The 24,992-nt window shown below is 62.9% G+C and carries 24 protein-coding genes and 1 tRNA gene; 14 read left to right on the top strand and 11 right to left on the bottom strand.

Annotated features, from left to right (window positions below; all coding sequences use genetic code 11):
* Nucleotides 1–1,176 (top strand): leucine-rich repeat-containing protein kinase family protein (locus HWE04_RS22940; RefSeq protein ID WP_241813797.1); only part of this gene is annotated, 1,176 nt, incomplete at its 5' end.
* 14 nt (nt 1,177–1,190) lie between these two features.
* On the opposite strand, the gene HWE04_RS22935 is transcribed toward HWE04_RS22940, so the two are convergent.
* The 3 genes from HWE04_RS22935 to trxB form a co-directional block, all read right to left on the bottom strand.
* A complete protein-coding gene (locus HWE04_RS22935; protein WP_039875406.1) occupies nt 1,191–1,844 on the bottom strand; it encodes a Smr/MutS family protein in 654 nt (217 codons plus the stop codon).
* Between the two features lie 85 nt (nt 1,845–1,929).
* Nucleotides 1,930–2,244 (bottom strand): I78 family peptidase inhibitor, encoded by a 315-nt coding sequence (locus tag HWE04_RS22930; RefSeq protein WP_006463528.1) that lies wholly within the window; start codon nt 2,242–2,244, stop codon nt 1,930–1,932.
* A 145-nt stretch (nt 2,245–2,389) separates the two neighbouring features.
* A complete protein-coding gene (trxB, locus tag HWE04_RS22925; protein WP_006463527.1) occupies nt 2,390–3,343 on the bottom strand; it encodes a thioredoxin-disulfide reductase in 954 nt (317 codons plus the stop codon).
* A gap of 477 nt (nt 3,344–3,820) precedes the next feature.
* Here trxB and HWE04_RS22920 point away from each other — a divergent pair, with 477 nt between their 5' ends.
* Both HWE04_RS22920 and lolA read left to right on the top strand, forming a co-directional pair.
* The gene (locus HWE04_RS22920; RefSeq protein ID WP_241813796.1) at nt 3,821–6,160 is read left to right on the top strand and encodes a DNA translocase FtsK; all 2,340 of its coding nucleotides are present in this window, start codon (nt 3,821–3,823) and stop codon (nt 6,158–6,160) included.
* 110 nt (nt 6,161–6,270) lie between these two features.
* Nucleotides 6,271–6,990 (top strand): outer membrane lipoprotein chaperone LolA, encoded by a 720-nt coding sequence (lolA, locus tag HWE04_RS22915; protein ID WP_006463525.1) that lies wholly within the window; start codon nt 6,271–6,273, stop codon nt 6,988–6,990.
* Between the two features lie 71 nt (nt 6,991–7,061).
* Here lolA and fdxA read toward each other — a convergent pair whose 3' ends face one another.
* Nucleotides 7,062–7,400, bottom strand: a complete 339-nt coding sequence (gene fdxA, locus HWE04_RS22910) for a ferredoxin FdxA (RefSeq protein WP_077238545.1) — start codon at nt 7,398–7,400, stop codon at nt 7,062–7,064.
* A gap of 259 nt (nt 7,401–7,659) precedes the next feature.
* Here fdxA and HWE04_RS22905 point away from each other — a divergent pair, with 259 nt between their 5' ends.
* Nucleotides 7,660–8,964 carry a replication-associated recombination protein A gene (locus HWE04_RS22905; protein WP_241813795.1) on the top strand — a complete coding sequence of 435 codons (1,305 nt, stop codon included), beginning with the start codon at nt 7,660–7,662 and terminating at the stop codon, nt 8,962–8,964.
* Between the two features lie 21 nt (nt 8,965–8,985).
* On the opposite strand, the gene HWE04_RS22900 is transcribed toward HWE04_RS22905, so the two are convergent.
* Entirely contained in the window at nt 8,986–9,624 is a 639-nt protein-coding gene (locus tag HWE04_RS22900) for an alanyl-tRNA editing protein (RefSeq protein ID WP_241813794.1), read from the bottom strand.
* A gap of 95 nt (nt 9,625–9,719) precedes the next feature.
* On the opposite strand from HWE04_RS22900, the gene HWE04_RS22895 reads away from it, so the two are divergent.
* Nucleotides 9,720–10,664, top strand: coding sequence for a LysR family transcriptional regulator (locus tag HWE04_RS22895; RefSeq protein ID WP_241813793.1), 945 nt, complete (start codon nt 9,720–9,722; stop codon nt 10,662–10,664).
* A gap of 50 nt (nt 10,665–10,714) precedes the next feature.
* Here the strand turns inward: HWE04_RS22895 and HWE04_RS22890 are convergent, their stop codons facing one another.
* The gene (locus HWE04_RS22890; RefSeq protein ID WP_241813792.1) at nt 10,715–11,338 is read right to left on the bottom strand and encodes an anaphase-promoting protein; all 624 of its coding nucleotides are present in this window, start codon (nt 11,336–11,338) and stop codon (nt 10,715–10,717) included.
* Between the two features lie 175 nt (nt 11,339–11,513).
* Between HWE04_RS22890 and serS the strand changes: the two genes are divergently transcribed.
* Nucleotides 11,514–12,815 (top strand): serine--tRNA ligase, encoded by a 1,302-nt coding sequence (serS, locus tag HWE04_RS22885; RefSeq protein WP_241813791.1) that lies wholly within the window; start codon nt 11,514–11,516, stop codon nt 12,813–12,815.
* 102 nt (nt 12,816–12,917) lie between these two features.
* Here the strand turns inward: serS and HWE04_RS22880 are convergent, their stop codons facing one another.
* Entirely contained in the window at nt 12,918–14,804 is a 1,887-nt protein-coding gene (locus HWE04_RS22880) for a GGDEF domain-containing protein (RefSeq protein ID WP_241813790.1), read from the bottom strand.
* A 262-nt stretch (nt 14,805–15,066) separates the two neighbouring features.
* Between HWE04_RS22880 and HWE04_RS22875 the strand changes: the two genes are divergently transcribed.
* Nucleotides 15,067–15,156, top strand: a tRNA-Ser gene (locus HWE04_RS22875).
* A gap of 396 nt (nt 15,157–15,552) precedes the next feature.
* A complete protein-coding gene (locus HWE04_RS22870) occupies nt 15,553–17,298 on the top strand; it encodes a diguanylate cyclase (RefSeq protein WP_241813789.1) in 1,746 nt (581 codons plus the stop codon).
* Nucleotides 17,299–17,319: 21 nt separating this feature from the next.
* Here the strand turns inward: HWE04_RS22870 and HWE04_RS22865 are convergent, their stop codons facing one another.
* Nucleotides 17,320–18,342 (bottom strand): LacI family DNA-binding transcriptional regulator, encoded by a 1,023-nt coding sequence (locus HWE04_RS22865; protein ID WP_241813788.1) that lies wholly within the window; start codon nt 18,340–18,342, stop codon nt 17,320–17,322.
* Nucleotides 18,343–18,442: 100 nt separating this feature from the next.
* A complete protein-coding gene (locus HWE04_RS22860) occupies nt 18,443–18,868 on the bottom strand; it encodes a MarR family winged helix-turn-helix transcriptional regulator (RefSeq protein ID WP_006463515.1) in 426 nt (141 codons plus the stop codon).
* A gap of 159 nt (nt 18,869–19,027) precedes the next feature.
* On the opposite strand from HWE04_RS22860, the gene HWE04_RS22855 reads away from it, so the two are divergent.
* Together HWE04_RS22855 and HWE04_RS22850 are read left to right on the top strand one after the other, a co-directional pair.
* The gene (locus HWE04_RS22855) at nt 19,028–20,224 is read left to right on the top strand and encodes an HPP family protein (protein ID WP_241813787.1); all 1,197 of its coding nucleotides are present in this window, start codon (nt 19,028–19,030) and stop codon (nt 20,222–20,224) included.
* Between the two features lie 550 nt (nt 20,225–20,774).
* Nucleotides 20,775–20,993: a DUF1289 domain-containing protein gene (locus tag HWE04_RS22850; RefSeq protein ID WP_241813786.1), complete on the top strand. Its 219-nt coding sequence runs from the start codon at nt 20,775–20,777 to the stop codon at nt 20,991–20,993.
* On the opposite strand, the gene HWE04_RS22845 is transcribed toward HWE04_RS22850, so the two are convergent.
* Nucleotides 20,987–21,628, bottom strand: a complete 642-nt coding sequence (locus HWE04_RS22845) for a Maf-like protein (protein ID WP_241813785.1) — start codon at nt 21,626–21,628, stop codon at nt 20,987–20,989. The two genes, HWE04_RS22850 and HWE04_RS22845, sit on opposite strands and share 7 nt — an antisense overlap.
* 172 nt (nt 21,629–21,800) lie before the next feature.
* Between HWE04_RS22845 and HWE04_RS22840 the strand changes: the two genes are divergently transcribed.
* Nucleotides 21,801–22,331, top strand: a complete 531-nt coding sequence (locus HWE04_RS22840) for a YceD family protein (protein WP_006463511.1) — start codon at nt 21,801–21,803, stop codon at nt 22,329–22,331.
* Between the two features lie 113 nt (nt 22,332–22,444).
* Entirely contained in the window at nt 22,445–22,627 is a 183-nt protein-coding gene (gene rpmF, locus HWE04_RS22835; protein WP_006463510.1) for a 50S ribosomal protein L32, read from the top strand.
* Between the two features lie 6 nt (nt 22,628–22,633).
* Here the strand turns inward: rpmF and HWE04_RS22830 are convergent, their stop codons facing one another.
* The gene (locus tag HWE04_RS22830; protein ID WP_241813784.1) at nt 22,634–22,885 is read right to left on the bottom strand and encodes a hypothetical protein; all 252 of its coding nucleotides are present in this window, start codon (nt 22,883–22,885) and stop codon (nt 22,634–22,636) included.
* On the opposite strand from HWE04_RS22830, the gene plsX reads away from it, so the two are divergent.
* Both plsX and HWE04_RS22820 read left to right on the top strand, forming a co-directional pair.
* Nucleotides 22,857–23,957 carry a phosphate acyltransferase PlsX gene (gene plsX, locus HWE04_RS22825; RefSeq protein WP_241813783.1) on the top strand — a complete coding sequence of 367 codons (1,101 nt, stop codon included), beginning with the start codon at nt 22,857–22,859 and terminating at the stop codon, nt 23,955–23,957. The two genes, HWE04_RS22830 and plsX, sit on opposite strands and share 29 nt — an antisense overlap.
* Before the next feature lie 17 nt (nt 23,958–23,974).
* A complete protein-coding gene (locus HWE04_RS22820) occupies nt 23,975–24,961 on the top strand; it encodes a beta-ketoacyl-ACP synthase III (protein ID WP_241813782.1) in 987 nt (328 codons plus the stop codon).
* Nucleotides 24,962–24,992: the final 31 nt, after the last annotated feature.

Genomic DNA, 24,992 nt, shown 5'->3' with positions numbered 1-24,992 from the left:
AACCAGCTCAGCGCCTTGCCGGACGACCTGCCACGCCTGACGCGGCTGCGCATCGTCTTCTGTTCCGACAATCTGTTCACCGAATTGCCAGCTGTCCTCGGCCGTTGCCCGTCGCTGGAGATGATCGGCTTCAAGGCCAACCAGATCGCAACGGTGCCGGCCGACTCCCTGCCGCCCTCGTTACGCTGGCTGGTATTGACCGACAATCGCATCGAGGCACTGCCGGCCAGCATCGGCCGTTGCCGGCCCTTGCAAAAGCTGATGCTGGCCGGTAACCGCCTGCGCGCCTTGCCGCCAGAACTGGCGGCCTGCCGCAATCTGGAACTGCTGCGCCTGGCCGCCAATGCGCTGGAAGAATTCCCGCACTGGCTGTTGACCTTGCCGCGACTGAGCTGGCTGGCCATGGCCGGCAACCCCTGGTGCGCGCCGGTGGAAGAACGGGCCGATGGCCTGGCGCAGGTGGCGGACATCGCCTGGGACGATCTGCAGCTGCAGGACAAGCTGGGCGAGGGCGCCTCCGGGGTGATCCATGCCGCCCGCTGGCAGGTGGCCGGTACGGCGCAGCCGGTGGCGGTCAAGCTCTTCAAGGGCGCCGTCACCAGCGATGGCCTGCCGGAACGCGAAATGGCCGCCTGCATCATGGCAGGCCGCCATCGCGGGCTGATCCCGGTGCTGGGCCGCCTGCAGGGACATCCGCAGGGCATGGCGGGGCTGGTGATGCCGCTGATCGATCCGGACTATGCCAACCTGGCCGGGCCGCCCAGCCTGCAGTCCTGCACCCGCGACGTGTATCCCGAAGCGATGACGCTGCCGTGGTCGCAGGCGCTGGCGATCGCGCGCGATATCGCTTCGGCGGCAGCGCACCTGCATGCCCAGGGCATCGTCCATGGCGACCTGTATGCCCACAATATCCTGCATCGTTCCGATGCCGCGCTGCTGGGCGACTTCGGTGCGGCCTGGTTCTACGATACCGCCCAGCCCCATGCCTGGGGCGTGCAGGCCATGGAGGTGCGGGCTTACGGTTGTCTGCTGGAAGAGTTGCTGGCACACAGCCAGCCGGCCGAGGAAAAGGGACGGGCGGTGCTGGCCGGATTGCGGCAGGCCTGCCTGTCGGCGGATGCGGCCTCGCGCCCGCATTTCGAGGCTATCGTCGCCATGCTCGACGAACTTGCGTAGGCGGGCTGGGGGCCTTAGCTGCGCTCGCTGGACTTGAGCAGCACCACCAGCGCACCGGCCCCGCCATCGGCGGCGCGGGCCTGGCAGAAGGCCATCACTTCATCTTTTTGCGCGAGCCAGTTGCGTACCTTGTGCTTGAGCACGGGCTCCTTGTTGACCGAACCCAGTCCCTTGCCGTGGATGATGCGCACGCAGCGCAGGCCGCGCCGGCGTGACTGGCGCAGGAATTCGCCCAGCGCTTCACGCGCCTGGTCGCGGCGATAACCGTGCAGGTCGAGCTGGGCCTGGATCACCCAGTTGCCGCGCCGCAGCTTGCCGAGCACATCGGCACCCACGCCAGGGCGGGCGAAACTGAGGTTCTCGTCGCTGTCCATCAGGGTTTCGATGGTGAATTCGTCGGAGAGCGACTCCAGCAGCGCCGCCTGTTCATCGGCGATGTGCTGGCGTGGAATGGGCAAGGGGGGATCGGGCAGGTGAAGGGTCTTGTCGACCACCCGCTGATGCAGCGGCGCCACCTGGCCGATGCTGTGGCGGAACAGATTGGCCTCCTCGCGGGCGGCCGCTTCCTGACGCTGGCGCTCGGCCAAGGCCAGCGCGCGCGCTTTTTCCTGTTCCTGCAGATCGCGGCGCAATCCCTTGAGCGCCGAGAAGTCCTTCATTGTCGCCATGACAGCACCCAACCCTGTAGCCTACGTTTCCCTGAGCTGGCAACTTTAGCAGAAGTGCAGTCCCTCGACAGCGCGATCGCAGGCCTCAGCCGCAGGCGACCTTGATGATGACCTTGCCGGGATCGATGTAGAGGTTGAGGCGGCGCGGATTGAATTCCATCGTGACCACGTCGTCAGGCTTGAGCACGCGCACCTCGGCAGCGCCCGATTCGGCCTGGGCCTGGCGTTCCAGGTAGCCGCTCAGGTTCTCGCCGATCAGGTGATCGGCACGGGAGGCATCGCACTGGCCGGGGCCAGCAGCGGCGTCGGCGCTTTCGCGCGAGGCACTGCAGGCAGCCAGTACGGCGCCCAGGGTCAGCGAGGCAAACACGGTAGTGACGGCAGCAGAGGAGCGTGGCACGGTGCTTTCCTTGTTGAAATGAGGGGAAGGGCGCTTTTGTTGTCTTTAGAATAAGCTTAATGTAAACAAAAAACGCCGGGACGAATACTCGTCACCGGCGTTTTGATGCCTTGTTGCGCTACGAGTTCTCGCAGCGCAGCATTTTTTATTCCAGCCCTTCCAGGTAGCGCTGGGCATCCAGTGCCGCCATGCAACCCGTCCCTGCGCTGGTGATGGCCTGGCGGTAGATGTGGTCCTGCACGTCGCCGGCGGCGAACACGCCTTCGATGCTGGTTGCCGTGGCGAAACCCTCGGTCCCGGTGCGGGTCTTGAGGTAGCCGTTCTGCATGTCGAGCTGGCCGTCGAAGATGCCGGTATTGGGCTTGTGGCCGATGGCGATGAACAGGCCGTGGACCGGGATCTCGGTGATGGCACCGTCCTGGGTGGACTTGATCTTGATACCGGTCACGCCGCTGTCGTCGCCGACCACTTCGTCCAGGGTGGAATGCCACTGGATGGCGATCTTGCCCTCGGTGACCTTGTGCAGCAGGCGATCGATCAGGATGGGCTCGGCGCGGAACTTGTCGCGGCGGTGGATGATGGTGACCTTGCTGGCGATGTTGGAGAGGTACAGCGCCTCTTCCACGGCCGTATTGCCGCCGCCGACCACGGCCACTTCACGGCCACGGTAGAAGAAGCCGTCGCAGGTGGCGCAGGCCGACACGCCACGACCCATGAAGGCTTGTTCCGAGGGCAGGCCGAGGTACTGGGCCGAGGCGCCGGTGGCGATGATCAGGGCGTCGGCGGTGTATTCACCGTTGTCGCCGATCAGGCGGAAAGGGCGTTCGGACAGCTTGGTGGTATGGATGTGATCGAAAATGATCTCGGTATTGAAGCGTTCGGCGTGCTGCAGCAGGCGCTGCATCAGTTCCGGACCTTGCACGCCCAGCGGATCACCGGGCCAGTTCTCGACATCGGTGGTGGTCATCAACTGGCCGCCCTGTTCCACGCCGGTGATCAGCACCGGGTTCAGGTTGGCGCGCGCGGCATAGACGGCGGCGCTGTAACCGGCGGGGCCGGAGCCGAGAATCAGGACCTTGGCATGTTTGGGCGTGCTCATAAGCTACTCATCAAATGTTGTGGGATCGCCTCTGCAACTTGAGGCGACTCCCGGGATTTCAATTCCCGACCGTCGCTGACAACGGGGCGGGCAGGGCATGCGGATCAACTGGCGGGTACCGAAGTTTGCGGATTGCCGCGCTGCAAAACGGGTAAGATTATAGTCCAAGCCCTCATCCAGGCTCATGGAATTACGCTATCCCGACGATAGGTCGAAGGTGGGTCGGATGCAGGCGGGCGCCGCATCAGCGTCCACCCAGCCTGTCTCGCTCCTTCACGCGCAGGGCAACAGAAGTGCAGTATCGGGATCAGCAAAGAATGCTGGAAAGCACCCGAGCGAGCAATTGAGCATCAGGAAAGCAGAACGATAGCGGCAAAAGCCGGTCAGTGAGCCGTTGGCGGTGCTGCCTGGCGCAAATCCGCGAAGCGCCAATTCAATGCCGTTACAATGACGGCTGGTTTTTTTTGCACGGAAGTTATGTCGAAGACGAGTCAAGCCCACATCCGCAATACCAAGGCGCCGGCGCCTCCCATGCCCAGTCGCCTGGTGCGGTTGCTATCGGAGGCACGCTGGCTGGCGCTGGCGGCCTTGCTGCTCTATCTGGTACTGATCCTGCTGACCTATTCCAAGACCGACCCCGGCTGGTCGGTGGCCAGTTCGGTGCCGCGCGTGGGTAACTGGGGAGGCCGGGTGGGCGCCTGGATGGCCGACCTGATGCTCTACATCTTTGGCCTGTCGGCCTGGTGGTGGTGCGTGCTGGTGGCGCGTTCGGTGTGGACCGGCTATCGCCGCCTGTCCAACCGTTTCCTGGTGGAGCAGCCGGTCGAGCCGGAGCACCAGCAGGAACCGCTGATCCGCGCCGTCGGCTTCGTCTTCATGCTCACCGGCAGCATGGGTATCGAATTCACCCGCATGCACCGTTTTACTCCCAAGCTGCCGCATTCCTCCGGCGGCGTGCTGGGCGAGATGATCGGTGCCGGCATGCAGCCGACCTTCGGCTTTACCGGTTCGACGTTGCTGCTGTTGCTGCTGTTCGGGCTGGGCTTCTCGCTGCTGTTCCAGGTGTCCTGGCTGGCAGCGGTGGAGCGCATCGGCGGCCTGATCGAGGATGGCCTGTTCTGGGTGCGCGATTTCTTCGCCGCCCGCGCCGACCGTCGCGCCGGCCAGGAAGCCGCCGTCAAGCGTGAGGAAACCGTGGTCCAGGAGCGCGCCAAGATCGTCGAGGCACCGCCGATCCGCATCGAACCGCAGATCGTGGAAGTGCAGAAGTCGGACCGCGTGCAGAAGGAAAGACAGACTAGCCTGTTCGACGACCTCAACAGCGAACTGCCGCCGCTGTCGCTGCTGGATGAAGCGCCGCCATCGCAGCAGACCGTGTCGGTGGAGACCCTGGAATTCACCAGCCGGCTGATCGAGAAGAAGCTTTCCGACTTCGGCGTCGAGGTCAAGGTGGTGGCCGCCTATCCCGGCCCGGTGATCACCCGCTACGAGATCGAACCGGCCACCGGCGTCAAGGGCAGCCAGATCGTCAATCTGGCGCGCGACCTGGCGCGTTCGCTGTCGCTGACCTCGATCCGCGTGGTGGAAGTCATCCAGGGCAAGAATTACATGGGCCTGGAGTTGCCCAACCCCAAGCGCCAGATCGTGCGCCTGACCGAAATCCTCGGCTCCAAGGTCTACAACGACAGCCACTCCAGCCTCACCGTGGCGCTGGGCAAGGACATCGCCGGCAACCCGGTGGTGGCCGACCTGGCCAAGATGCCCCACCTGCTGGTGGCCGGTACCACCGGTTCGGGCAAGTCTGTCGGCATCAACGCCACCATCCTGTCGTTGCTGTACAAGTCCTCGCCGCGCCAGGTGCGCCTGATCCTGATCGACCCCAAGATGCTGGAATTGTCGATCTACGAAGGCATCCCGCACCTCTTGGCGCCGGTGGTGACCGACATGCGCCAGGCCGGCCACGCCCTGAACTGGGCGGTGGAAGAGATGGAGCGCCGCTACAAGAAGATGTCCAAGCTGGGCGTGCGCAACCTGGCCGGCTACAACCAGAAGATCGCAGACGCCGACAAGCGCGGCGAGAAGATCCCCAACCCCTTCAGCCTCACTCCGGATGCACCGGAACCGCTGGAGCAGCTGGAAACCATCGTCATCATCATCGACGAACTGGCTGACCTGATGATGGTGGTGGGCAAGAAGGTGGAAGAACTGATCGCCCGCATCGCCCAGAAGGCGCGCGCGGCCGGCATCCACCTGATCCTGGCGACCCAGCGGCCCTCGGTGGACGTGATCACCGGCCTGATCAAGGCCAACGTGCCGACCCGCATCGCCTTCCAGGTGTCGTCCAAGATCGATTCCCGCACCATCCTCGACCAGATGGGCGCCGAGACCTTGCTGGGCATGGGTGACATGCTCTACAACCCGCCTGGCACCGGCCTGCCGGTGCGGGTGCACGGCGCCTTTGTCTCCGATGATGAAGTGCACCGGGTGGTGGAACACCTGAAATCCCAGGGGGAACCGAATTACATCGAGGGCATCCTAGAGGGAGGCGTGCTGGAAGACGCCGACGGCGGTGGCAGTGGTGCCGCAGCCGGCGCCGGTGGCGGCGAAGGCGACGAGATGTACGACCAGGCCGTGGCCGTGGTCCTCAAGCATCGCCGGGCCTCGATCTCGCTGGTGCAGCGTCATCTGCGCATCGGCTACAACCGTGCCGCGCGCCTGCTGGAGCAGATGGAGCAGAGCGGACTGGTATCCACCATGCAATCCAACGGCAACCGTGAAATCCTGGTGCCGGCGGGTGCCGCGGATGCAGCCGAATAGGAAGCCCGCATCGGCATCCTCGCGGACGTCTTCCACCACGCCCTGAAGGCCGGCCACTTTCGCGCCGGCCGCCACCTCCGGGTGGATCAATCAAGAAGGAATCGAACAACATGGACAATTCCAGAACCGCTTTGCGCTCGCGTCCCGCGCAAGCCCGCACCCTCAACCTCAAGCTGCGCCGCATGGTCATGGCTGCCGGCCTCTCGGCACTGGCCGTGGCCGGTGCCATCGCCATCACCGCGCTCACGCCGGGCCGTGCTTCGGCCGCCGCGCTGGACCAGTTCAAGCAATTCGTCAGCAGCACGCAATCGGCCAAGGGCAGCTTCACCCAGCGCATGGTGCGCAACGAGAACGGCACATCCAAGGTAGTCAATACCTCCAGTGGCAGCTTCGTGTTTTCGCGCCCGGGCAAGTTCATCTGGACCTACCAGAAACCCTATGAGCAGGTGATCCAGGCCGATGGAGAAAAACTCTTCATCTACGACAAGGACCTGAACCAGGTCACCACCAAGAAGCTGGGCAATGCACTGGGTTCTTCCCCGGCCGCGATCCTGTTCGGCAGCAACGACCTGGAAAAGAACTTCACCTTGAAGGAAGCCGGCAACAAGGATGGCCTGGAATGGCTGCAAGCCACCCCCAAGAGTCGTGACACCACCTTCGACAACATCGGTATCGGCCTGAAGAATGGCACGCCGGTGGCGATGGAATTGCATGATTCCTTCGGCCAGGTGTCGGTGCTGACTTTCGACAGCTTCGAGAAGAACCCCTCGCTGAAGGGCAACAGCTTCAATTTCGTGGTCCCCAAGGGCGCTGACGTGTTCGACAACTGATTGCACTGCGCCCCAAAGCAACAGCCCCGCAAGCGCGAGCCTGCGGGGCTGTTTGGTTTGAAGAGGGCGGATCAGGCCGGCGGCATCTGCAGCAGCGGGAGCTTGTCGGTCCGGTCCTTCCATTGCGCATGTTCCGGCAGGGGCGCCTTGGCCTGGGTGATGGGCTTCCAGCCGGCTTGCCTGGCCAGCTTGGCGTTGAGGTCCTCGAAGTGCGCCAGCGCCGCCGGCAGATCAGTGGCGTTGTAGATGGCCCCGACCGGGCATTCCGGTACGCACATGGAACAATCGATGCAGCCGTCCGGATCGATGACCAGGAAATTTGGCCCCTCCATGAAACAGTCCATGGGGCAGACGCTGACGCAATCGGTGTACTTGCACTGGATACAGGAATCGGTGACGACGAAGGGCATGGCAACTCGGGGTGGGCAGTCAAAAGGGCAGGCGGCATTGTAACGCCTGCGCCCGATGCCTGCTGCCCTCTGCCGGCCCTCTGCCCGCCATCTGCCCTCATCGTCCCGCTGCTGCGTTAGACTACGGCCTTTGGCGAATGCGCCTTGCAATCCGGCGCCGCGCCCGCATCCTGAAAGAACATGAAACCGATTTTCGAGACCGCCCCGATGCGCTCGCCATTGCCGGACCTCGCAACCAGTCTGGCCGGGGAGCACTCGCATGGCTGACCTGTTTGCACAAGAACCCGCCGCGCCGCTGGCCGAAGCCCTGCGTCCCAAGACGCTGGACGAGGTTATCGGCCAGTCGCACCTGCTGGGCGAAGGCAAGCCCTTGCGCCTGGCCTTCCAGTCGGGCAAGCCGCATTCCATGATCTTCTGGGGGCCGCCGGGGGTGGGCAAGACCACGCTGGCGCGCCTGACGGCAACGGCCTTCCAGTGCGAATTCATCGCCTTGTCGGCGGTGTTCTCGGGGGTCAAGGATATTCGCGCGGCGATGGAGCAGGCCGAGCAGAACCTGGCCATGGGCAAGCACACCATCCTGTTCGTGGATGAAATCCATCGCTTCAACAAGTCGCAGCAGGATGCGCTGCTACCCTACGCCGAAAGCGGCCTGGTGACCTTCATCGGCGCCACCACCGAGAATCCCTCCTTCGAGGTCAACTCGGCGCTGCTGTCGCGGGCGCAGGTGTATGTGCTCAAGTCGCTGAGTGACGACGAACTGCGGCTCCTGCTCAAGCGCGCCCAGGAAAAGGCGCTGGGTGAACTGCACTTCGACGAGCAGGCCGCCGACACCATCATCGGTTACGCCGACGGCGATGCACGTCGCTTCCTGAACCTGCTGGAGCAGACCGAAACCGCTGCCCGCACCACCGGTACGGTGCTGGTGACGGCCGATTTCCTGCAGAATGCGCTGACCCTGAACAGCCGCCGTTTCGACAAGGGCGGTGACAATTTCTATGACCAGATTTCAGCCCTGCACAAGTCGGTACGCGGTTCCCACCCGGACGCGGCGCTCTACTGGCTGACCCGCATGCTGGACGGCGGCGCCGATCCGCGCTACCTGTCACGCCGCATCGTGCGCATGGCCTGGGAGGACATCGGCCTGGCCGACCCCCGTGCTATGCAGATCGCCAACGACGCCGCGCTGACCTTCGAACGTCTGGGTAGTCCCGAGGGCGAACTGGCGCTGGGCCAGGCGGTGATCTACCTGGCCGTGGCGGCCAAGAGCAATGCCGGCTACAACGCCTACAACGCCGCCCGCGCCTTCGTGAAGCAGGACAAGAGCCGCGAGGTGCCGGTGCACCTGCGCAATGCGCCGACCAAGCTGATGAAGGAATTGGGGTATGGGCATGAATACCGTTATGCCCATGACGAACCCAATGCCTATGCGGCCGGGGAGACCTATCTGCCGGATGGCATCGATGAGCCGGGCTGGTATCAGCCGGTGCCGCGTGGGCTGGAGATCAAGATCGGCGAGAAGCTGGCGACCCTGCGCAAGTGGGATGAGGAAGCCGGTAACGACTGAGTGCGGCCGTGGAAGACGGCCTTAGATCACCACATCGTAGCGGATCGAGGCCTCACCCTTTTTCACTCGTACCGACTGGATGGCGATCCTGCCGATCTCGCCCAGTGACGCCACATGCGTGCCGCCGCAGGGATAGGCGGGCAGGGCGCCGAAACCGACCTGGCGGCGTCCACCTTCGCTGGAGAGCGCGCAGGCCAGGTCGTCGGCAATGAGGGCATTGCAGCGGCTTTCGATCTCTGCCGCTTCCAGTTCCTGCGCGCCGGCGTCGGGGGCGCTGACGCCGACGACACGACCTTCCCCTGGCCAGTGGTGAGCCTTGGTGGCGCGCCATCCCAGTTGCGCCATCACATAGCCGATCACATGCCCACCGGAATGTAGCCGCGCATGCAGCTGCCGTGGCTGGGCATCCACCCTGGCGCGGATCGGGCCGGCTGCTACGGCCGCGCTGGTGTAATGGATGATCTCGTCGCCTTCGCTCACGACCTTCGTTACCTCGATTGCGCCCAGCCAGCCGACATCGCTGGGCTGGCCGCCGCCTTGCGGATGAAACGGCGTGGCCGCCAGGTGGACCGCGTAGCGACCATCTTCCAGGGGAGTGCAGCTCAACACTTCGGTATCGGCTTCCAGCGTCGGCTGGGTCAGGTAGAGGCGGTCGGTCACGGCTGGCCTTTCGGTCGATCAGGGAGAGGGATGGGAATTGTATCGCCCGGGTGAAGTTGCGATAATCCATTACCCAAGCAAATAATCTTTGCCCCATGAGCACAAATCAAAGCATCGCCCTGCTCAACGAAATGGCTGTCTTTGCCAAGGTGGTGGAGACGGGCAGTTTCTCGGAAGCGGCACGCCAGCTGGGCGCGACGCCCTCGGCTGTCAGCCGGGCCATTGCACGCTTGGAAAAGGCACTCGGCACGCAGTTGCTGCAACGAACCACCCGCAAGCTGCGGCTGAGCGAGAGCGGGCGTGACATCCACCAGCGTTGCCGGGAAATGCTGGACGCCGCGCAATCGGTGCTGGCCGCCTCCGGTGGTTTTGATGCCGCGCCGCAGGGGCAGGTCAGGGTGAGCGTGCCCAAGGCGGTCGGGCATTACCTGGTACATCCGCATGTGCCGGATTTCCTTGCCGCCCATCCCAGGGTGGACGTCCTGTTGAGGCTGGAAGACCGCTACATGGATCTGATCGATGAGGAGGTGGACCTGGCCATCCGTATCACCGACCAGCCGCCGCCGGGCCTGATGGGCCGCAGGTTGACGCGCATCGAGCACCTGCTGTGCGCCACGCCGGAGTACCTGGCGCAGCACGGGACGCCTCAGCATCCACAGGGACTCAAGACACATTCCTGCATCTATCTCGGCGAGGCGCCCGGGGACGCGCGCTGGCGCTTCCGCCGGCAGGGTGAACGGGTCACGGTCGAGGTGCGGGGGCGCTATGCGGCCAACCATACCGGGGTGCGACTGGATGCGGTGCTGCGCCATCTCGGTATCGGCAGCCTGCCGTATTTCGTCGCCCGGGAGGCGCTGGCGCAGGGGCGTATCGTCCAGGTCCTGCCGCAATGGAGTTTCAGGACGCACTATTGCGGCGATCTGTGGGCGCTCTATCCGGCGACCCGCCATCTGCCGCCGCGGCTGGGGGCTTTCGTCAACTTCCTGGCAGAAAGGCTGGCCCGGGAGCCAACCATGGCCGATACCGGCGGACCTGGCTGATCCGTGCCGGCCTTGCCTGATATCTCAGGCTTCAGCGATCAGGCTTGAGATCAGGCGGCCGCCCGGTGCCAGACGCGGAAACTGCCCTCCATGGCGGACATGGCGGCGATCACGGTTTCGTAGTTCTTGTCGTTGTCATAGCCGGGCAGGCGCTGCTTCATCGCTTCCATCAGCTCTTCCAGGCCATCGGCGTCGTTGGGGACCAGTACGCCCTTGATACCCTCGGCAGTCTGGCCGGCAATGATCCATTGCGGCTGGGGCAGGCTGTCGTCGCTGATGCGGATGGTGACGTCGTCGATCGCGCTCCAGGCGATGCCTTCGCGCTTGGCGCCACGCACCATGGTACGGATTTCCTGATCGTCGAATTCAACACTGATCTTGCGCGCCTGCTGTGCCGCGAGGCGGCCGCTGGACAATTCGGCCGCGCCCGGGGCCTGCACCTTCCAGTCGGTCTTGCGTACCTTGGGCGGGATGAAGCGGTTCTTGATCTGCTGCCCGAAGGCGAAGGCGGCGCCGAAGGAAAGGCCGGCGATCAGTCCGTAGAACAGGCTGGCGTCATTGGACATGTAGTGGATGCCGGCCCACAGTCCCACGGCGAAGGCGGCCACCAGGCCCAGCAGGGAAAACAGGACGGGAACATCGCGCTGCGGGCGCGGGTCGGGCTGGTCGGACATGGGTGGGGAGGCTCTCTGGATGACGGGAATGGGCCGAATGGTAACCCGCAAGGCCGGTGGCCGCTACCACGGCCGCAGCATTTTCTTGAGGGGGAAGGGGGCTGGAACCCCGTGACGGGCGCGCGACTTGGTACAATCGCGGTTTCCTGCTTCAAACCTATCGTATTTTCTCCCCATGATCGACATCCAACTCCTCCGTAAAGACATCGAGAACGTCGCGGCCCGCCTGGCAGCCCGCAAGTTCGTGCTGGACGTGGCCGGCTTCAACGCGCTGGAAGCTGAACGCAAGCAGATCCAGACCCGCACCGAAGAACTGCAGGGCAAGCGCAACACCCTGTCCAAGCAGATCGGCATGCTCAAGGGCCGTGGCGAGGATGCCTCCGCGGTGATGGCCGAGGTCAATGGCATCGGCGACGAGCTCAAGTCCTCGGCGGCGCGCCTGGAAGAAGTGCAGCACCAGATGAACCTGTTCCTGCAGGCGGTTCCCAACCTGCCGCACGAATCGGTGCCGGCTGGCAATGACGAAAGCGGCAATGTGGAATTGCGCAAGGTCGGTACGCCGCGCCAGTTCGACTTCGAGATCAAGGATCACGTCGATGTCGGCGCCCCGCTGGGCCTGGATTTCGATACTGCCACCAAGCTCACCGGTTCGCGCTTTGCCGTGCTCAAGGGTGGCATCACCCGCCTGCACCGCGCGCTGGCGCAGTTCATGCTCAACACCCATACCATGGAGCATGGCTATACCGAGTGCTATACCCCCTACATCGTCAATGCCGACAGCCTGCGCGGCACCGGCCAGTTGCCCAAGTTCGAAGCCGACCTGTTCGCCGCCAAGAAGGGCGGCCAGGAAGGCGAGGCCGAGAATGCCGCGCTGTACCTGATCCCGACGGCCGAAGTGCCGCTGACCAACTTCGTGCGCGACGAGATCGTGGCCGGCGATGCGCTGCCGATGAAGTTCACGGCGCACTCGCCTTGCTTCCGTTCGGAAGCCGGCTCCTATGGTCGCGATACCCGCGGCATGATCCGCCAGCACCAGTTCGACAAGGTGGAAATGGTGCAGATCGTCCACCCCGAGAAGTCCTACGAAGCCCTGGACGAGATGCTGGGCCACGCCGAGACCATCCTCAAGAAGCTCGGCCTGCCGTACCGTGTCATCACCCTGTGTACCGGTGACATGGGCTTTGGCGCGGCCAAGACCTATGACATCGAGGTCTGGCTGCCGGCGCAGAACACCTATCGCGAAATCTCGTCGGTCTCCAACTGCGAAGCCTTCCAGGCGCGTCGCATGCAGGCGCGCTTCCGCAATGCCCAGGGCAAGCCGGAACTGCTGCATACCTTGAACGGTTCCGGTCTGGCCGTGGGCCGTACCCTGGTCGCCGTGCTGGAAAACTACCAGCAGGCCGATGGCAGCGTGGATATCCCCGAGGTCTTGCAGCCCTACATGGGCGGCGTGAGCAAGCTGGTGCCGGGCGTCTGATCGGCTTTACCACTGCAGGACGCACGAACGGCCGCCTCGTTGATGAGGCGGCCGTTTTTTTATCGGTGCGGGGGCGAGAAAACGTTTTCCTGAGCGTGCCGGCTAGGCGTCCTTCATGGCCCAGGAGAAGGTGGCCGGGATGCGGCGCTCGATGAAGAGACTGTTGCCCTGGATCTTCTTGGCCTGTTTCTTGGCACGGGTGGCGGCCGAGGCAATCTGGTGCGGTGATGAGTATTGCGAAGGCTCGATCTTCACCGCGCCCAGCGATACCGAAACCAGCGGGTGGAACACCCGGTTGCCCTGGCGATCCTCGGTGTAGTAGCCGCCACGCGCCAGGTCTTCGTCGTAGTAGAAGGCGCGGGCCTCGGCGTCGAAGTTGTCGAGGATGACGCGGCAGCGCTTTTCCCAGTCTTCGCTCTGGAACATGATCAGGAAATCGTCGCCGCCGATGTGGCCGATGAAGTCCAGGGCAGGATCGCAGGCCTGCTGCAGCACGCGGCCGGTAGCCTGGATCATGTCGTCGCCCTTGCGATAGCCATAGACATCGTTGAAGGGCTTGAACTGGTCCAGGTCGCAGTAGCAGATGCAGAATTCGACGCCGCTTTGCAGCAGGTATTCGATGTGGTCGTTGATGGGGACGTTGCCCGGCAACTGCGTGAGCGGATTGGCGTGGCGGGCGGCGTCGATCTGCATCTGCGTGATTTCGCGCAGCAGGTCGTGGCCGGTGCCCAGGCCCACATACTGGCCGCGGTCGGTGATGATGAAGCCGTTGGAGAGGTGGTGCGTCTCGGCCTGCACCAGCAGGTTGGAGAGATCTTGCAGGCTGGTGTCCTGCTCGGTCAGCAGGGGATTGGGGTCCATGAAGAAGGCGCAGGACTTTTTGCCGTACAGCTCGCGCCCATACAGGCGGGCGAAGCGCTCCACCATGCTGTAGCGGTTGATCAGGCCGATCGGCAGGCCATTGCTGACCACCGGCAGGGCCTGCAGCTGCGGATCGTTGACGAACATGTCGTAGGCCGCATCGTTGGTCACTTCCGGGCTGACGTATTGGGTCTCGCGCAGCAGCTTGGCGACGGTGGCGCTGCGCTTGCCGGGGCCGTACTTGTTGGCATGGAGCGGCACCTTGTCGCGGCGCAGGGTCTTGCTGACGTCTTCCGAGATCGAGACCGGCGGCTCCGGCAGCGGACGCGAGATATGGTAGCCCTGGCCGCAGGCGATGCCCAGGTCGCGGATGGTCAGGAGCTCGGCCTGCGACTCGATGCCTTCGGCGATGACGATGGAGCCGGATTTTTCGGCGATCTCCTGGATCGAGCGCACGAACTGCAGCTTCATCGGATCATGGTTGATGCCCTGCACGAAGTGCATGTCGATCTTCACGTATTCCGGCTGCAGTTCGGACCACAGGCGCAGGCTGGAAAAGCCTTCGCCGAGGTCGTCGATGGCGATCTGGAAGCCCATGTCGCGGTAGTGCATGGCGGCATTGCGCAGCAGGGCGTAGTCGTAGGTAGGTTCGTTCTCGGTCAGCTCGATGATGATGCGCTGCGGATTCACGCCCAGCTTTTCCAGATAGCGCAGGGTTTCGCCCTGGATCGCCTCGGGCTGCATCAGCGCCCCGGGGGAGACATTGAGGAACAGGTTGCCCGGCAGGCCGAGTTGCGCAAAGCGGGTCAGCACGATGTGCCGGCACAGGTATTCCATCTGCACCGACAGATTGTGGGCGCGCGCCACCTTGAACAGCGCCAGCGGGGAGTGCAGGGGGGTATTGGAGGGCCCTCGGATCAATCCTTCGTAGCCCAGGATTTCGCCATTGCGCATGCGCACGATGGGCTGGAACAGGGCGGAGAGCTTGCGCTGGGCGATGATCTCGTGCAGTAGGGACAGCATCGGGTCCGGATCTTCGACGCCACGCAGGGCGGCACCCGAGGCGCGGGCAATGAGATCGACGACTTCTGCGCCGAGCGGGAAGGTAGCGTTGGATAGGGGCGCCATCTGGCTGAATCCGGGTCTGAAGGTCCAAAGAACGGCAAATAGTTTACGGATGCTAGAAGTGATTTATGACAACATGATGATGAGGAATGCAGTCTGAGCGGTTTGTAGGTGAAGAAGGATTCTTTCGCCACGCTGCTTCCGGTTCAAGAGGATGAAAAGCTCTTTTTTTAAAGTTTTTTCAAAAAAACATTCCACTATGAAAATAGTTCTGATATAGTCGCTGTCTTTGCTGCACCACGCAGTGAAACGACCGAAGTTAACCGGAGAGGTGGCAGAGTGGTCGAATGTACCTGACTCGAAATCAGGCGTACGGTTTCCCGTACCGTGGGTTCGAATCCCACCCTCTCCGCCAGTTGGCTCGCAGTTGTAGCAGTTGTATAGATAAGGCTCTGAATTTTTCAGGGCCTTATTTTTTTGTCTGTCGTTTCGGGTTGTCGTGTTGGCTGGTCGCCTTTGTCTGAGGTTTCGTCATTGGCTACCTGTTCTGCCCGCCCGCCGCCTGCGCGGGAAATGCTTCCGGACCAAGCGCATCGCCGCGCTTTGTTCATCGTATCGGTGGTCACGCGTTCACGAGGGGGAAGCGCGTGATGCGCCGGTTTCTCCCATGACGTGGGAGTGCATGCCTGCTTTCGTGGCGCCGTGTCTGCGCTGCCCGCTTTTTTCATCCCTGCTGGCGATGTAGTCGTGCCGTCGATTGGTCGGCCTTGTTATATTCGTCAAATGCACTTGCCTTCGTAGCGGGCTCATCATGTCCTTGAATCGTCTGTTCCGGCTCATTTCCATCGGCTTGCTGATGCTGTTTCTGGCATTTGCAGTGGCGTTGGTCTGGACGGAATGGAGTACCTATCGCAACGGCGCCAACAGCGTGCCTGCATTGCGCAATCTGCGGCTGGCCCTGCTGGCCATGGAGAAGGTTTCGGCCGAGCGTGGCCCGGCCAATGCTTTCCTGGGCGCATCACCGCAACAATCCGAGGCACTGCTGAAGCAACTGGCCGGCGCCCGGCAACAGACCGACGTCGCCCTGGCCAGTTTGCATGCGGCGCTGGAAGCCGATGCCCGCTTGCGTCAGTCTTGGGCGCTGGACAAGGTGCGCACGGTGGAGCAGGGACTGGGGCCGGCCCGGGCCAATCTGGATCGGGTGGCGCGCCTGTCGGCCGACAATCGCAGCGACGTGCTGGTGCTGGCCGCCGTCGCCGGCATGGTAGACCTGATGCCGCTGATGATCCGCGTGGTCAGCGAATTGACACTGGACGTGGATCGGGCTGACCCGCGCCTGCGCGATGGTCTGTCGGCCGTACGTGCCACTGCCAGCCTGCGCGAATACGCCGGGCAGGTCGGTTCGCGCTTCGTCGCGCCGCTGATCGCGCAGCGCCAGCTGACCCAGGATGAGGTCATCGAAATCGGGCGCCTGTATGGCCGCATCGAACTGTTGCGCGGCGTGGTGGCTGCGCAGATGGCTGGCTACGCGAGCCAGCCGCAGTTTGCCGAGGCACTGGACCGGGTGGACAAGGAGTATTTCGATAGTGGATTCCAGTTCCTCGACTTCCTGCTGCAGATTGGCCTGCATTCCAGCAGCTATGGCGTCAGCACCGCTGATCTCTACAAGTTCTATGTGCCGCAGATGCAATCGATCACCGATCTGCGCGACCTGTTGCTGGCCGAATTGATGCGGCAGGCCGAACAGAACAATGCCCGGGCGCGCAACCTGCTGGTGCTGGTCGTGGGGCTGACGCTGACGGCCTGCCTGTTCTTCCAGTTGCTGATGGTGCTCATTCGCCGGCGCGTGGTGCAGCCGCTGGTGCGGGCCACCGATCTGGTGGCCGGTCTGGTGGAGGGCAAGCTGGAGCAGGAAATCCCGGAGGCGCGCCATCGCGACGAGATTGCTGCCATGATGCGCGCCCTGCGGGTGCTCAAGCAGCGCATGCGAGAGCGCAATAGCCTGGCCAGCGAGCGCGAAGCATTGATCACGCAGCTGCAGACCTCCTCCAATACCGATTTCCTCACGGGGGTGCTGAACCGGCGCGCCTTCTTCACCCAGGCCGGCCAGCAGATGGGCCTGTCGCAGCGCTATGGGCGGGGCATGGCGGTGGTGTTGTTCGATATCGACCACTTCAAGCGCATCAACGACACCTACGGCCATCAGGCTGGCGACGTCATCCTGCACGGCGTGGCCCAGCTCGTGGCTGGCTTGCTGCGCAAGGTGGATGTGCTGGCGCGCTATGGCGGCGAGGAGTTCATCATCCTGTTGCCGGAGGCCGACCTGGCGCAGGCTGGCAGCGCTGCCGAGAAATTGCGTGCGGCCCTGGAGCACGCCGATTTCGAGATCGAGGACGGGCGCCGGATCAAGGTCAGCGCCAGCTTCGGCGCAGCGGCGTTGAGTAATGGCGAGGGACTCGACGAACTGATCAAGCGCGCCGATCTGGCCCTGTACCGGGCCAAGCGGATCGGGCGCAATCGGGTCGAACAGGCGACTGCCGACGACCTGGTGTCCTGAGATTCCTGGGCTTCCTGATCTTTAGGCGCTGTCGCGTTCGAGGATGGCGTAGCCGAGATCGCATACCGTTTGCGTGACTGCATCGCCATCGAAGCGGGTCAGCAGCATCTCGGCGGCCGTCAGTCCGATCTGGTGGGCGCTGATCTGGACGGTGGTGAGGGCGGGCAAGACTTCCGGCGCGATATCCAGATTGGCGAAACCGGCCAGCGCGATGCGCTGCGGCACGGCGATGCCGCGTCGGGCGCACTCCAGGGCAGCGCCTGCGGCGAGGACGTCATTGCTGAAAAAGGCGGCGTCGATGCCGGGTTGTAATGCCAGGAGCCGGCAGATGGCTTCGCGCCCGGCCTGCAGGAAGGAGCCCATGGGCATGACCAGATGCACCGGCTCCGGTGCCGACTGTGCCAGCAGCGCCTCGCGCATGCCGGCATAGCGTGCCAGGCCACGCGGGTCTTCGCCGCCCACGAAGGCCATGCGGCGATAACCCTTGCGGTGCAGGTACTGCCCCATGGCGTGGCCGGCGGCATGGTTGTCGAAACCGACCAGCATGTCGATCGGTTGCGGGGTTAGATCCCAGGTTTCCACCACCGGGATGCCGGCCGCCTTGAGGCGCTGGCGGGTACGTACCGAATGCTGCACGCCGGTCAGCACCAGGCCGTCGACCCGACGGCCGATGAAGGCTTCCACCAGCCCTGTTTCCGCTTCTTCCGAATAATTGGTCTGTCCCAGCAACAACTGGTAGCCCTGCAGGCTGAGTTGTTCGGACAGCCCACGCACGGTTTCGGCGAAGATCGAATGGCTGATGGTGGGCACGATGGCGGCCACGATGCGTGTGCGCCGCGAGGCCAGCCCGCCGGCCAGCATGTTGGGGATGTACCCCATGCTGCTGATGAAGGCCTCGACCCGCTCACGGGTGGCGGGGGCCACTTTCTCCGGCGTATTGATGACCCGCGATACCGTGATGTGCGAAACACCGGCAGCGCGCGCCACGTCTTCCTTGGTGATGGCGCGGGAGAGCGCAGCGGCGGTGGCGGGTTTGCGATTCATGGGGATGGGTGGTGGCAAGTTGTCGCAAGCATAACAGCAGCTTGCCGCGGCAGGGCCTGCGGACATCCACAGGCGCCCAGCCGGACGGCGATGTGCAAGCTCAGTCGCGGTCGTTGAAGGCCGAGATGTGCGAGACCTGGAACACGCCCGACAGGGATTGCAGTTCGTCGCGGTGCAATTGCGCCAGGCGGTGCAGGTACTGCTCGCCCAGTTCGGTCAGCCGGACTTGCACCAGTCGCTTGTCGCGATCATCCGGGGCACGGGTGACCAGTCCCGCCTTCACGCAGCGCGTAACCAGCGCCACCACGCCGTGGTGCTGGGCCTGCAAGCGTTCGGCCAGTTCGCTGATGCTGGCCCACTCGCGCCCGGGAAAGCCCTTGATATGCAACAGCAACAGGTATTGCAAGGGAGTGAGGCCCTCACTTTGCGCGGCGTCTTCCGAAAAGCGCAGGAAGCGGCGCAACTGGTAGCGAAAATCCGACAGGGCTTCGAAATCCTCCTTTTGCAGGCGGCTGGCGCTTTTCATGAGGACTGGCCTTCATCGTGGAGGGAGTTTTCCGGTGCGCGGAACTGCGCAATACGGGGTAAGCGGGACATATATATCATCTTGTGATGTAATTGCGGTTTGGTCTGGTGCGTGGCTGCGTCCCAGGTTGTCGTCTGCCCAAGTTGTCAGGGAACGGATATGCCCGATTCTATCTTGCTGTGGTTCAAAAGTTTTATTCCTGCCAAGACCAATGTCGATCGCTTCGAGCGCATGCGCTCCTGCGCCGGCAGTCTGTTCGGGATTCTGCTGGTCGGCCTGATCAGTTATGCAGTCCTTCCGCATGAAGTCCGCACCATCTGGCTGATCGCGCCCATGGGGGCGTCGGCAGTGCTGTTGTTCGCGGTGCCATCCAGTCCGCTGGCCCAGCCTTGGTCCATCATCGGTGGCAACCTGTGCGCGGCGCTTATCGGTGTGAGCTGTGCCCGGCTGGTCCAGGAGCCAGCGCTGGCGGCGGCATTGGCAATCTCGCTGGCCATCGGCGCGATGTTCCTGCTGCGCTGTATTCATCCGCCCAGCGGCGCGGTGGCGCTGACCGCCGTACTGGGTGGGCCGGTGGTGCATGAGATGGGCTATGCCTTCGTGTTGTCGCCGGTGCTGCTCAATTCGGTGCTGTTGTTGCTGACGGCGCTGTTTTTCAACAACGCCACGGGGCGCCGCTATCCCCATGCGCAGTACAGCGCGGCACCGCATCCGCACCAGACGCGCGATGAACTGCCGATCACGCGGCTGGGCTTTTCGCATGAAGATCTGGATGAGGTGCTGAAGGATTTCAATCAGGTGCTCGACATCGGTCGCGACGATCTGGAGGAAATCTTCCTGCAGACCGAGATGCGCGCCTACCACCGCCGCTTTGGCCAGACCCTGTGTGCGGCGGTGATGTCCCGTGATGTGGTGGCGGTGGAGTTTGCCACCGGGCTGGATGAGGCCTGGCGGCTGTTGCAGCAGCACCGCCTGCGCGCCATGCCCGTGCTGGATCGGGGGCGGCATGTGATCGGCATCGTCAGTCGCAGCGATTTTCTGGAGCATGCCGGGGTGGAGGTGCATACCGGGCTGGTGGCGCAATTGCGGCAGCTCTTGCGCCGGGTGCCGTTCAGTCATTCGGACAAGCCGGAGGTGGTGGGGCAGATCATGAGCCGCCCCGTGATCACGGCCCAGGTGGATACGCCGGTGCTGGAGCTGGTACCGCGCATGGCCGATGGCTTGCACCAGATCCCCATTGTGCAGGCCGACGGCAAGCTGGCCGGGATGATGACGCAATCGGACATGATCGCTGCGCTCTACGAAAAGAACCTGGCCAGCGCCCGCATGGAGCCGGGCTTGCGCAGCGTGGCTTGACAGGCTGTCCGCCAGGGTGGATCGTGCTTGCATGACTCTTCACATCGGGAGCTGATCATGAGAATGAGTGGCACGGTTCTGGCGCTATGCGCGCTCTTGCTGGTGCAAGCATGTGAGCGCAAGGGTGGTACTCCGCCACGGCCGGTGACGTCGGCCTTGCACGGTGTTGCTCAGGTGGCTTGAGGTGGCTTGAGGTGGATGAGGTGGATGAGGTGGATGAGGTGGTGCTGCAACAGTTATGCGGGTGGTGAATATCTGCTATTGCCACAATAAAGCAGACTCGGCAGTGGGCCGTCGCTATAGTTGCACCTGTCTCCTCCAATCTCCTCCTTAAGAAATTGGATTGAAGCCCGCACCTCTTGGTCGCGGGCTTTTTTTTGTCTGTCGTTTCCGCATTTCCGTTCGGGTTTTCCCTGTCAGGACTGATTATCCCTTCTGGTGTCAGGGGTGGTGGTGCACCGGTTCTTGGTAAGATGGCGGACACGGCGCGCATGAGGCTGGTCGATATGACCGATCATGCCGCTTCACGTTTTCTGTTCAGATTCTGTCAATGTCTTCCACATCCCTGTCTCCCTCGTCCTTGTCTCTTGCGCCCGAGCGGCCCGATACGCCTTGCGTGGCGGTTTGCTCGACCACGTTCGATGATGTCTGCCGCGGTTGCGGTCGCACCGTCGATGAGGTCGCGCAATGGGTCTTCATGGATGTGGAGCAGCGCGAGGTGGTGTGGCAGCGCATCCTGGCCGAGGGTTATCCGCGTCGCAATTACTGATTGCCGGCGTTCTCCGTCCTGAAGAAGCGGATTCCTGCCTGGCGCAGCATGCCGGTCAGGGCGATCAGTGGCAGGCCGGTCAGTGCGGTGGGGTCGTCACTGCGTATGCTTTCCAGGATGGCAATGCCCAGGCCTTCATTCTTTGCGCTGCCGGCGCAGTCGTAGGGCTGTTCGATGCGCAGGTAGGCGTCCAGTTCTGCATCCTCCAGATCCCGAAAGCGGACCAGCGTCTGCACATTGCAGACTTGCGCGGTCCCGCCAGCCTGCCCATTTCGACCATCCCACAGGCACAGGGCGGTATGGAAGACGACTTCCCGCCCGCGCATCAACTGCAATTGCCGTAGTGCATTGGCATGGTTGCCGGGTTTGCCGATCTGCAGGCCATCCAGGGTGGCTACCTGGTCCGAGCCGATCACCAGGGCCGGCCCACTGCGCGAACCGATGGCGGCCGCCTTTTCACGCGCCAGTCGCAGGGCGGTGGCCTCCGGCGTCTCTGTGGCATGCGGGGTTTCGTCGATGTCCGGGATCATGGTCTCGAAAGGCAGGCCGAGCCGGCTCAGCAATTGCTTTCGATAGATCGAACTGGAGCCCAGGATCAGGCGGGTAGGGGAAGTTTCGGGATGCTGTTGCAACATGGTGTGTGGTGGTGTGGTGGCTGGTGTCGACAGGCGACGTGGACAAGTAAAACCGGGATTCTGGCGGAAAATCGACGCAAAAGAGGGTTTGCCGCGACAGGTTTGGCGATTTTTTCGCCTGTCTGCCGCAAATGGCGTGCTAAGGCTTTGACTGGTAAGGAAATTTTCTGTTATGATCGCAGGTTTTCCGGATTCTGCTTTGGCTATGAATGCATTTGTTATCGACGCGTTCGAATTCTGCAGGCTGAAACAGCAGGCGCAGGGTGAGATTCCGGTTGCTGAATTAGGTCGTCTGGCGCAAGAGACGGTTGACCGTTCCGGCACGATTCGTTGGGCTCTGTCCGGCGACATCGACAAGCTGGGGCATGCTCAACTCAGTCTGGCAGTGTCGGGTGCAGTTAATCTGATCTGTCAGCGTTGCCTGACGGCATTGAATTTCGAGATTGATTCGAAGTCGCTGCTGGTATTGGCAAAAGATGAGGCGCAAGCCGACACCATCGAAGAACTGCTGGATGATGACGAGATCGATGTCATCGTCGGATCGGCAGCCTTCGATGTGAACTACCTGATCGAAGACGATGCGCTGCTGGCCCTGCCGGTGGCACCCAAGCATGATGTCTGTCCTGAGGGTGGTGTGGCGGCCGAGGCCAAAGGTGCTGAACGGGCTTCCCCGTTTGAGGTACTGAAGAAGTTGAAGCAGTAACAAGTATTGTAGGGGAATGTCTGGCGTTGCCGGGCAGCGGCACAGTGGGTTTGCGGAAAAACGCAATCCGGTGTGTTAAAATTTTCAATCTTAAGTAAGGTTTAGGAGTAATCATGGCCGTTCAACAGAACAAAAAGACCCCGTCCAAGCGCGGTATGCATCGCGCACACGACTTTCTGACTGCACCCCCGCTGGCTGTGGAGCCGACGACTGGTGAAACCCACCTGCGTCACCACATCAGCCCGAACGGTTTCTACCGTGGTCGCAAGGTGCTGAAGACCAAGAACGACGAGTAATCTCATTCATTGAGCTTGCTGTTTTTGGAGAAAAGCGGCGCAATGAGCTTCTGATTCAGGAGGTTCATTTTGCGCCGCTTTTTTATGTCCGTTGCATCCGTGTAATCCGTGTGCGGACGTGCCTGCCTGCTTGCGTGAACCTTCACTTTTTGCGCGGTACGAGCGTGCTATTTTGAACGGTCTCCAATCTGCCTCATAATGTGGGCTGGCAAGGCTCTGAATCAAATCGATGACCATCAAAATTTCAATCGACTGCATGGGTGGCGATCATGGCCCGTCAGTCACTCTCCCGGCCGCTGCCTCCTTCCTGAAGCGTGAATCCGATGCCGAGCTGATCCTGGTAGGGCAGGAAAGCGTGCTGCTGCCGCTGCTGAGGAAATACCGGCTGGCCGGCGAGCCGCGTGTGCAGATTCAGAACGCCACCGAGGTGGTGACCATGGAAGACCCGATCGAGGTCGCACTGCGCCGCAAGAAGGATTCGTCCATGCGCGTGGCCGTGAACCTGGTCAAGGATGGCGTGGTCCAGGCGGCCGTGTCGGCTGGCAATACCGGGGCCCTGATGGCAGTGTCGCGCTATGTGCTCAAGACCCTGCCCGGCGTGGATCGCCCGGCCATCTGCACCATCCTGCCGAACCAGAAGGATGGCCCTACCTACATGCTCGACCTCGGCGCCAATGTCGACTGCGAGCCTCAGCATTTACATCAATTTGCACTGATGGGCTCGGCCCTGGTGGCGGTCATGGAAGGCAAGCCCAAGCCGACCGTGGGCCTCTTGAACGTGGGTGAGGAAGACATGAAGGGCAACGAGCTGGTCAAGGCGACCGCCGGGCTGCTGCGTGCTGACCACGAGAAGGGTATCCTCAACTTCTACGGCAACGTGGAAGGTAACGATATCTTCGAAGGCACGACCGACCTGGTGGTGTGCGACGGTTTCGTCGGCAACGTCACCCTGAAGGCCTCCGAGGGGCTGGGACGCTTCGTCAAGAGCGTGCTCACCAGTGAATTCAAGAAGGGATTCATCAACAAGCTGGGCGCCCTGATCGCCTATGGCGCCATCAAGGCGCTGTCGCGCCGGCTCAATCCCTCCCGTTACAATGGCGCCAGCCTGCTGGGCCTGAAGGGCCTGGTGTTCAAGAGCCATGGCGGCGCCGATGTGTATGCGTTCGAATGGGCCATCCGCCGCGCGTATGATGCGGCCAAGTATGATGTGCTCGCCCGTATTGCCGCCACCATGGCGGAGCTGATGCCCCAGGGACAGGGGCGCGCGGCCGAGACGGCTGTCGTGGCGATGGAGCCTGCGGCACCGGTCTCGCTGGATCAACCGAATTAACAGAGCAAGAAGACGGCATGACCACTTACAGCAAAATCGTCGGCACCGGCAGCTACCTGCCGACCAAGCGCGTGACCAATCACGAACTGGCTGCACAACTGGCAGAGCAGGGTATCGAGACCTCGGATGAATGGATCGTCACGCGCAGCGGTATCTCCGCGCGTCACTACGCCGAGCCGACCCAGCTCTCCAGCGACCTGGCCCTGGCCGCAGCGCAGCGCGCGCTGGAGGCGGCCAACATGCAGCCCAACGACATCGACCTGATCATCCTGGCGACGTCCACCCCGGATCACCTGGGAGGCTTTCCCAGCACCGCCTGTGTGGTCCAGCGCAAGCTGGGGATCACCAACGGCGCGCCGGCCATGGACGTGCAGGCAGTGTGCAGCGGCTTCGTCTATGCCATGTCGGTGGCTGACAGCTTCATCAAGTCCGGCGCCCACAAGAATGTGCTGGTGATCGGCGCGGAAGTCTTCTCGCGCATCCTCGACTTCAAGGATCGCACCACCTGCGTGCTCTTCGGTGACGGCGCCGGCGCCATCGTTATGAGTGCTTCGAAGGAGCCGGGCGTGCTGGCGACCAAGCTGCACGCCGACGGCAGCCACGGCCACATCCTCTGTGTGCCGGGCAGTGTGAACAATGGTGCAGTGGCCGGTTCCGCCTATCTGTACATGGATGGTCCGGCCGTGTTCAAGCTGGCCGTCTCGGTGCTGGACAAAGTGGCGCGTGAAGCGCTGGAAGCAGCCAACATGCAGTCCAGCGAAGTGGACTGGCTGGTGCCGCACCAGGCCAATATCCGCATCATGCAGGGGACGGCCAAGAAGATGGGGCTGCCACTGGAAAAGATGGTGGTCACCGTTGCCGAACACGGCAATACCTCGGCTGCCTCGATCCCGCTGGCGCTGGACCAGGCGGTGCGCGATGGTCGTATCCGGCCAGGTCACACCGTCATGATGGAAGGCGTGGGCGGCGGCTTCACCTGGGGCGCCGTGCTGGCGCGCATGTAAGCAGGGCAGGGAGCGTGGCGCCGGGTTCTCT

The sequence above is a fragment of the Herbaspirillum sp. C7C2 genome, from assembly GCF_022627865.1.
In the GTDB taxonomy this organism is placed as follows: domain Bacteria; phylum Pseudomonadota; class Gammaproteobacteria; order Burkholderiales; family Burkholderiaceae_D; genus Herbaspirillum; species Herbaspirillum frisingense.
Note: the sequence above shows the minus strand (reverse complement) of the source record. Positions and strands in the feature narration are given on the sequence as shown.

Coding starts and splice junctions, on each gene's coding strand:
- HWE04_RS22935 (WP_039875406.1), bottom strand. CDS start 1,844: ATGGCGACAATGAAGGACTTCTCGGCGCTCAAGGGATTGCGCCGCGAT.
- trxB (WP_006463527.1), bottom strand. CDS start 3,343: ATGAGCACGCCCAAACATGCCAAGGTCCTGATTCTCGGCTCCGGCCCC.
- HWE04_RS22920 (WP_241813796.1), top strand. CDS start 3,821: ATGTCGAAGACGAGTCAAGCCCACATCCGCAATACCAAGGCGCCGGCG.
- lolA (WP_006463525.1), top strand. CDS start 6,271: ATGGACAATTCCAGAACCGCTTTGCGCTCGCGTCCCGCGCAAGCCCGC.
- fdxA (WP_077238545.1), bottom strand. CDS start 7,400: ATGCCCTTCGTCGTCACCGATTCCTGTATCCAGTGCAAGTACACCGAT.
- HWE04_RS22905 (WP_241813795.1), top strand. CDS start 7,660: ATGGCTGACCTGTTTGCACAAGAACCCGCCGCGCCGCTGGCCGAAGCC.
- HWE04_RS22895 (WP_241813793.1), top strand. CDS start 9,720: ATGAGCACAAATCAAAGCATCGCCCTGCTCAACGAAATGGCTGTCTTT.
- HWE04_RS22890 (WP_241813792.1), bottom strand. CDS start 11,338: ATGTCCGACCAGCCCGACCCGCGCCCGCAGCGCGATGTTCCCGTCCTG.
- serS (WP_241813791.1), top strand. CDS start 11,514: ATGATCGACATCCAACTCCTCCGTAAAGACATCGAGAACGTCGCGGCC.
- HWE04_RS22880 (WP_241813790.1), bottom strand. CDS start 14,804: ATGGCGCCCCTATCCAACGCTACCTTCCCGCTCGGCGCAGAAGTCGTC.
- HWE04_RS22870 (WP_241813789.1), top strand. CDS start 15,553: ATGTCCTTGAATCGTCTGTTCCGGCTCATTTCCATCGGCTTGCTGATG.
- HWE04_RS22865 (WP_241813788.1), bottom strand. CDS start 18,342: ATGAATCGCAAACCCGCCACCGCCGCTGCGCTCTCCCGCGCCATCACC.
- HWE04_RS22860 (WP_006463515.1), bottom strand. CDS start 18,868: ATGAAAAGCGCCAGCCGCCTGCAAAAGGAGGATTTCGAAGCCCTGTCG.
- HWE04_RS22855 (WP_241813787.1), top strand. CDS start 19,028: ATGCCCGATTCTATCTTGCTGTGGTTCAAAAGTTTTATTCCTGCCAAG.
- HWE04_RS22850 (WP_241813786.1), top strand. CDS start 20,775: ATGTCTTCCACATCCCTGTCTCCCTCGTCCTTGTCTCTTGCGCCCGAG.
- HWE04_RS22845 (WP_241813785.1), bottom strand. CDS start 21,628: ATGTTGCAACAGCATCCCGAAACTTCCCCTACCCGCCTGATCCTGGGC.
- HWE04_RS22840 (WP_006463511.1), top strand. CDS start 21,801: ATGATCGCAGGTTTTCCGGATTCTGCTTTGGCTATGAATGCATTTGTT.
- rpmF (WP_006463510.1), top strand. CDS start 22,445: ATGGCCGTTCAACAGAACAAAAAGACCCCGTCCAAGCGCGGTATGCAT.
- plsX (WP_241813783.1), top strand. CDS start 22,857: ATGACCATCAAAATTTCAATCGACTGCATGGGTGGCGATCATGGCCCG.
- HWE04_RS22830 (WP_241813784.1), bottom strand. CDS start 22,885: ATGCAGTCGATTGAAATTTTGATGGTCATCGATTTGATTCAGAGCCTT.
- HWE04_RS22820 (WP_241813782.1), top strand. CDS start 23,975: ATGACCACTTACAGCAAAATCGTCGGCACCGGCAGCTACCTGCCGACC.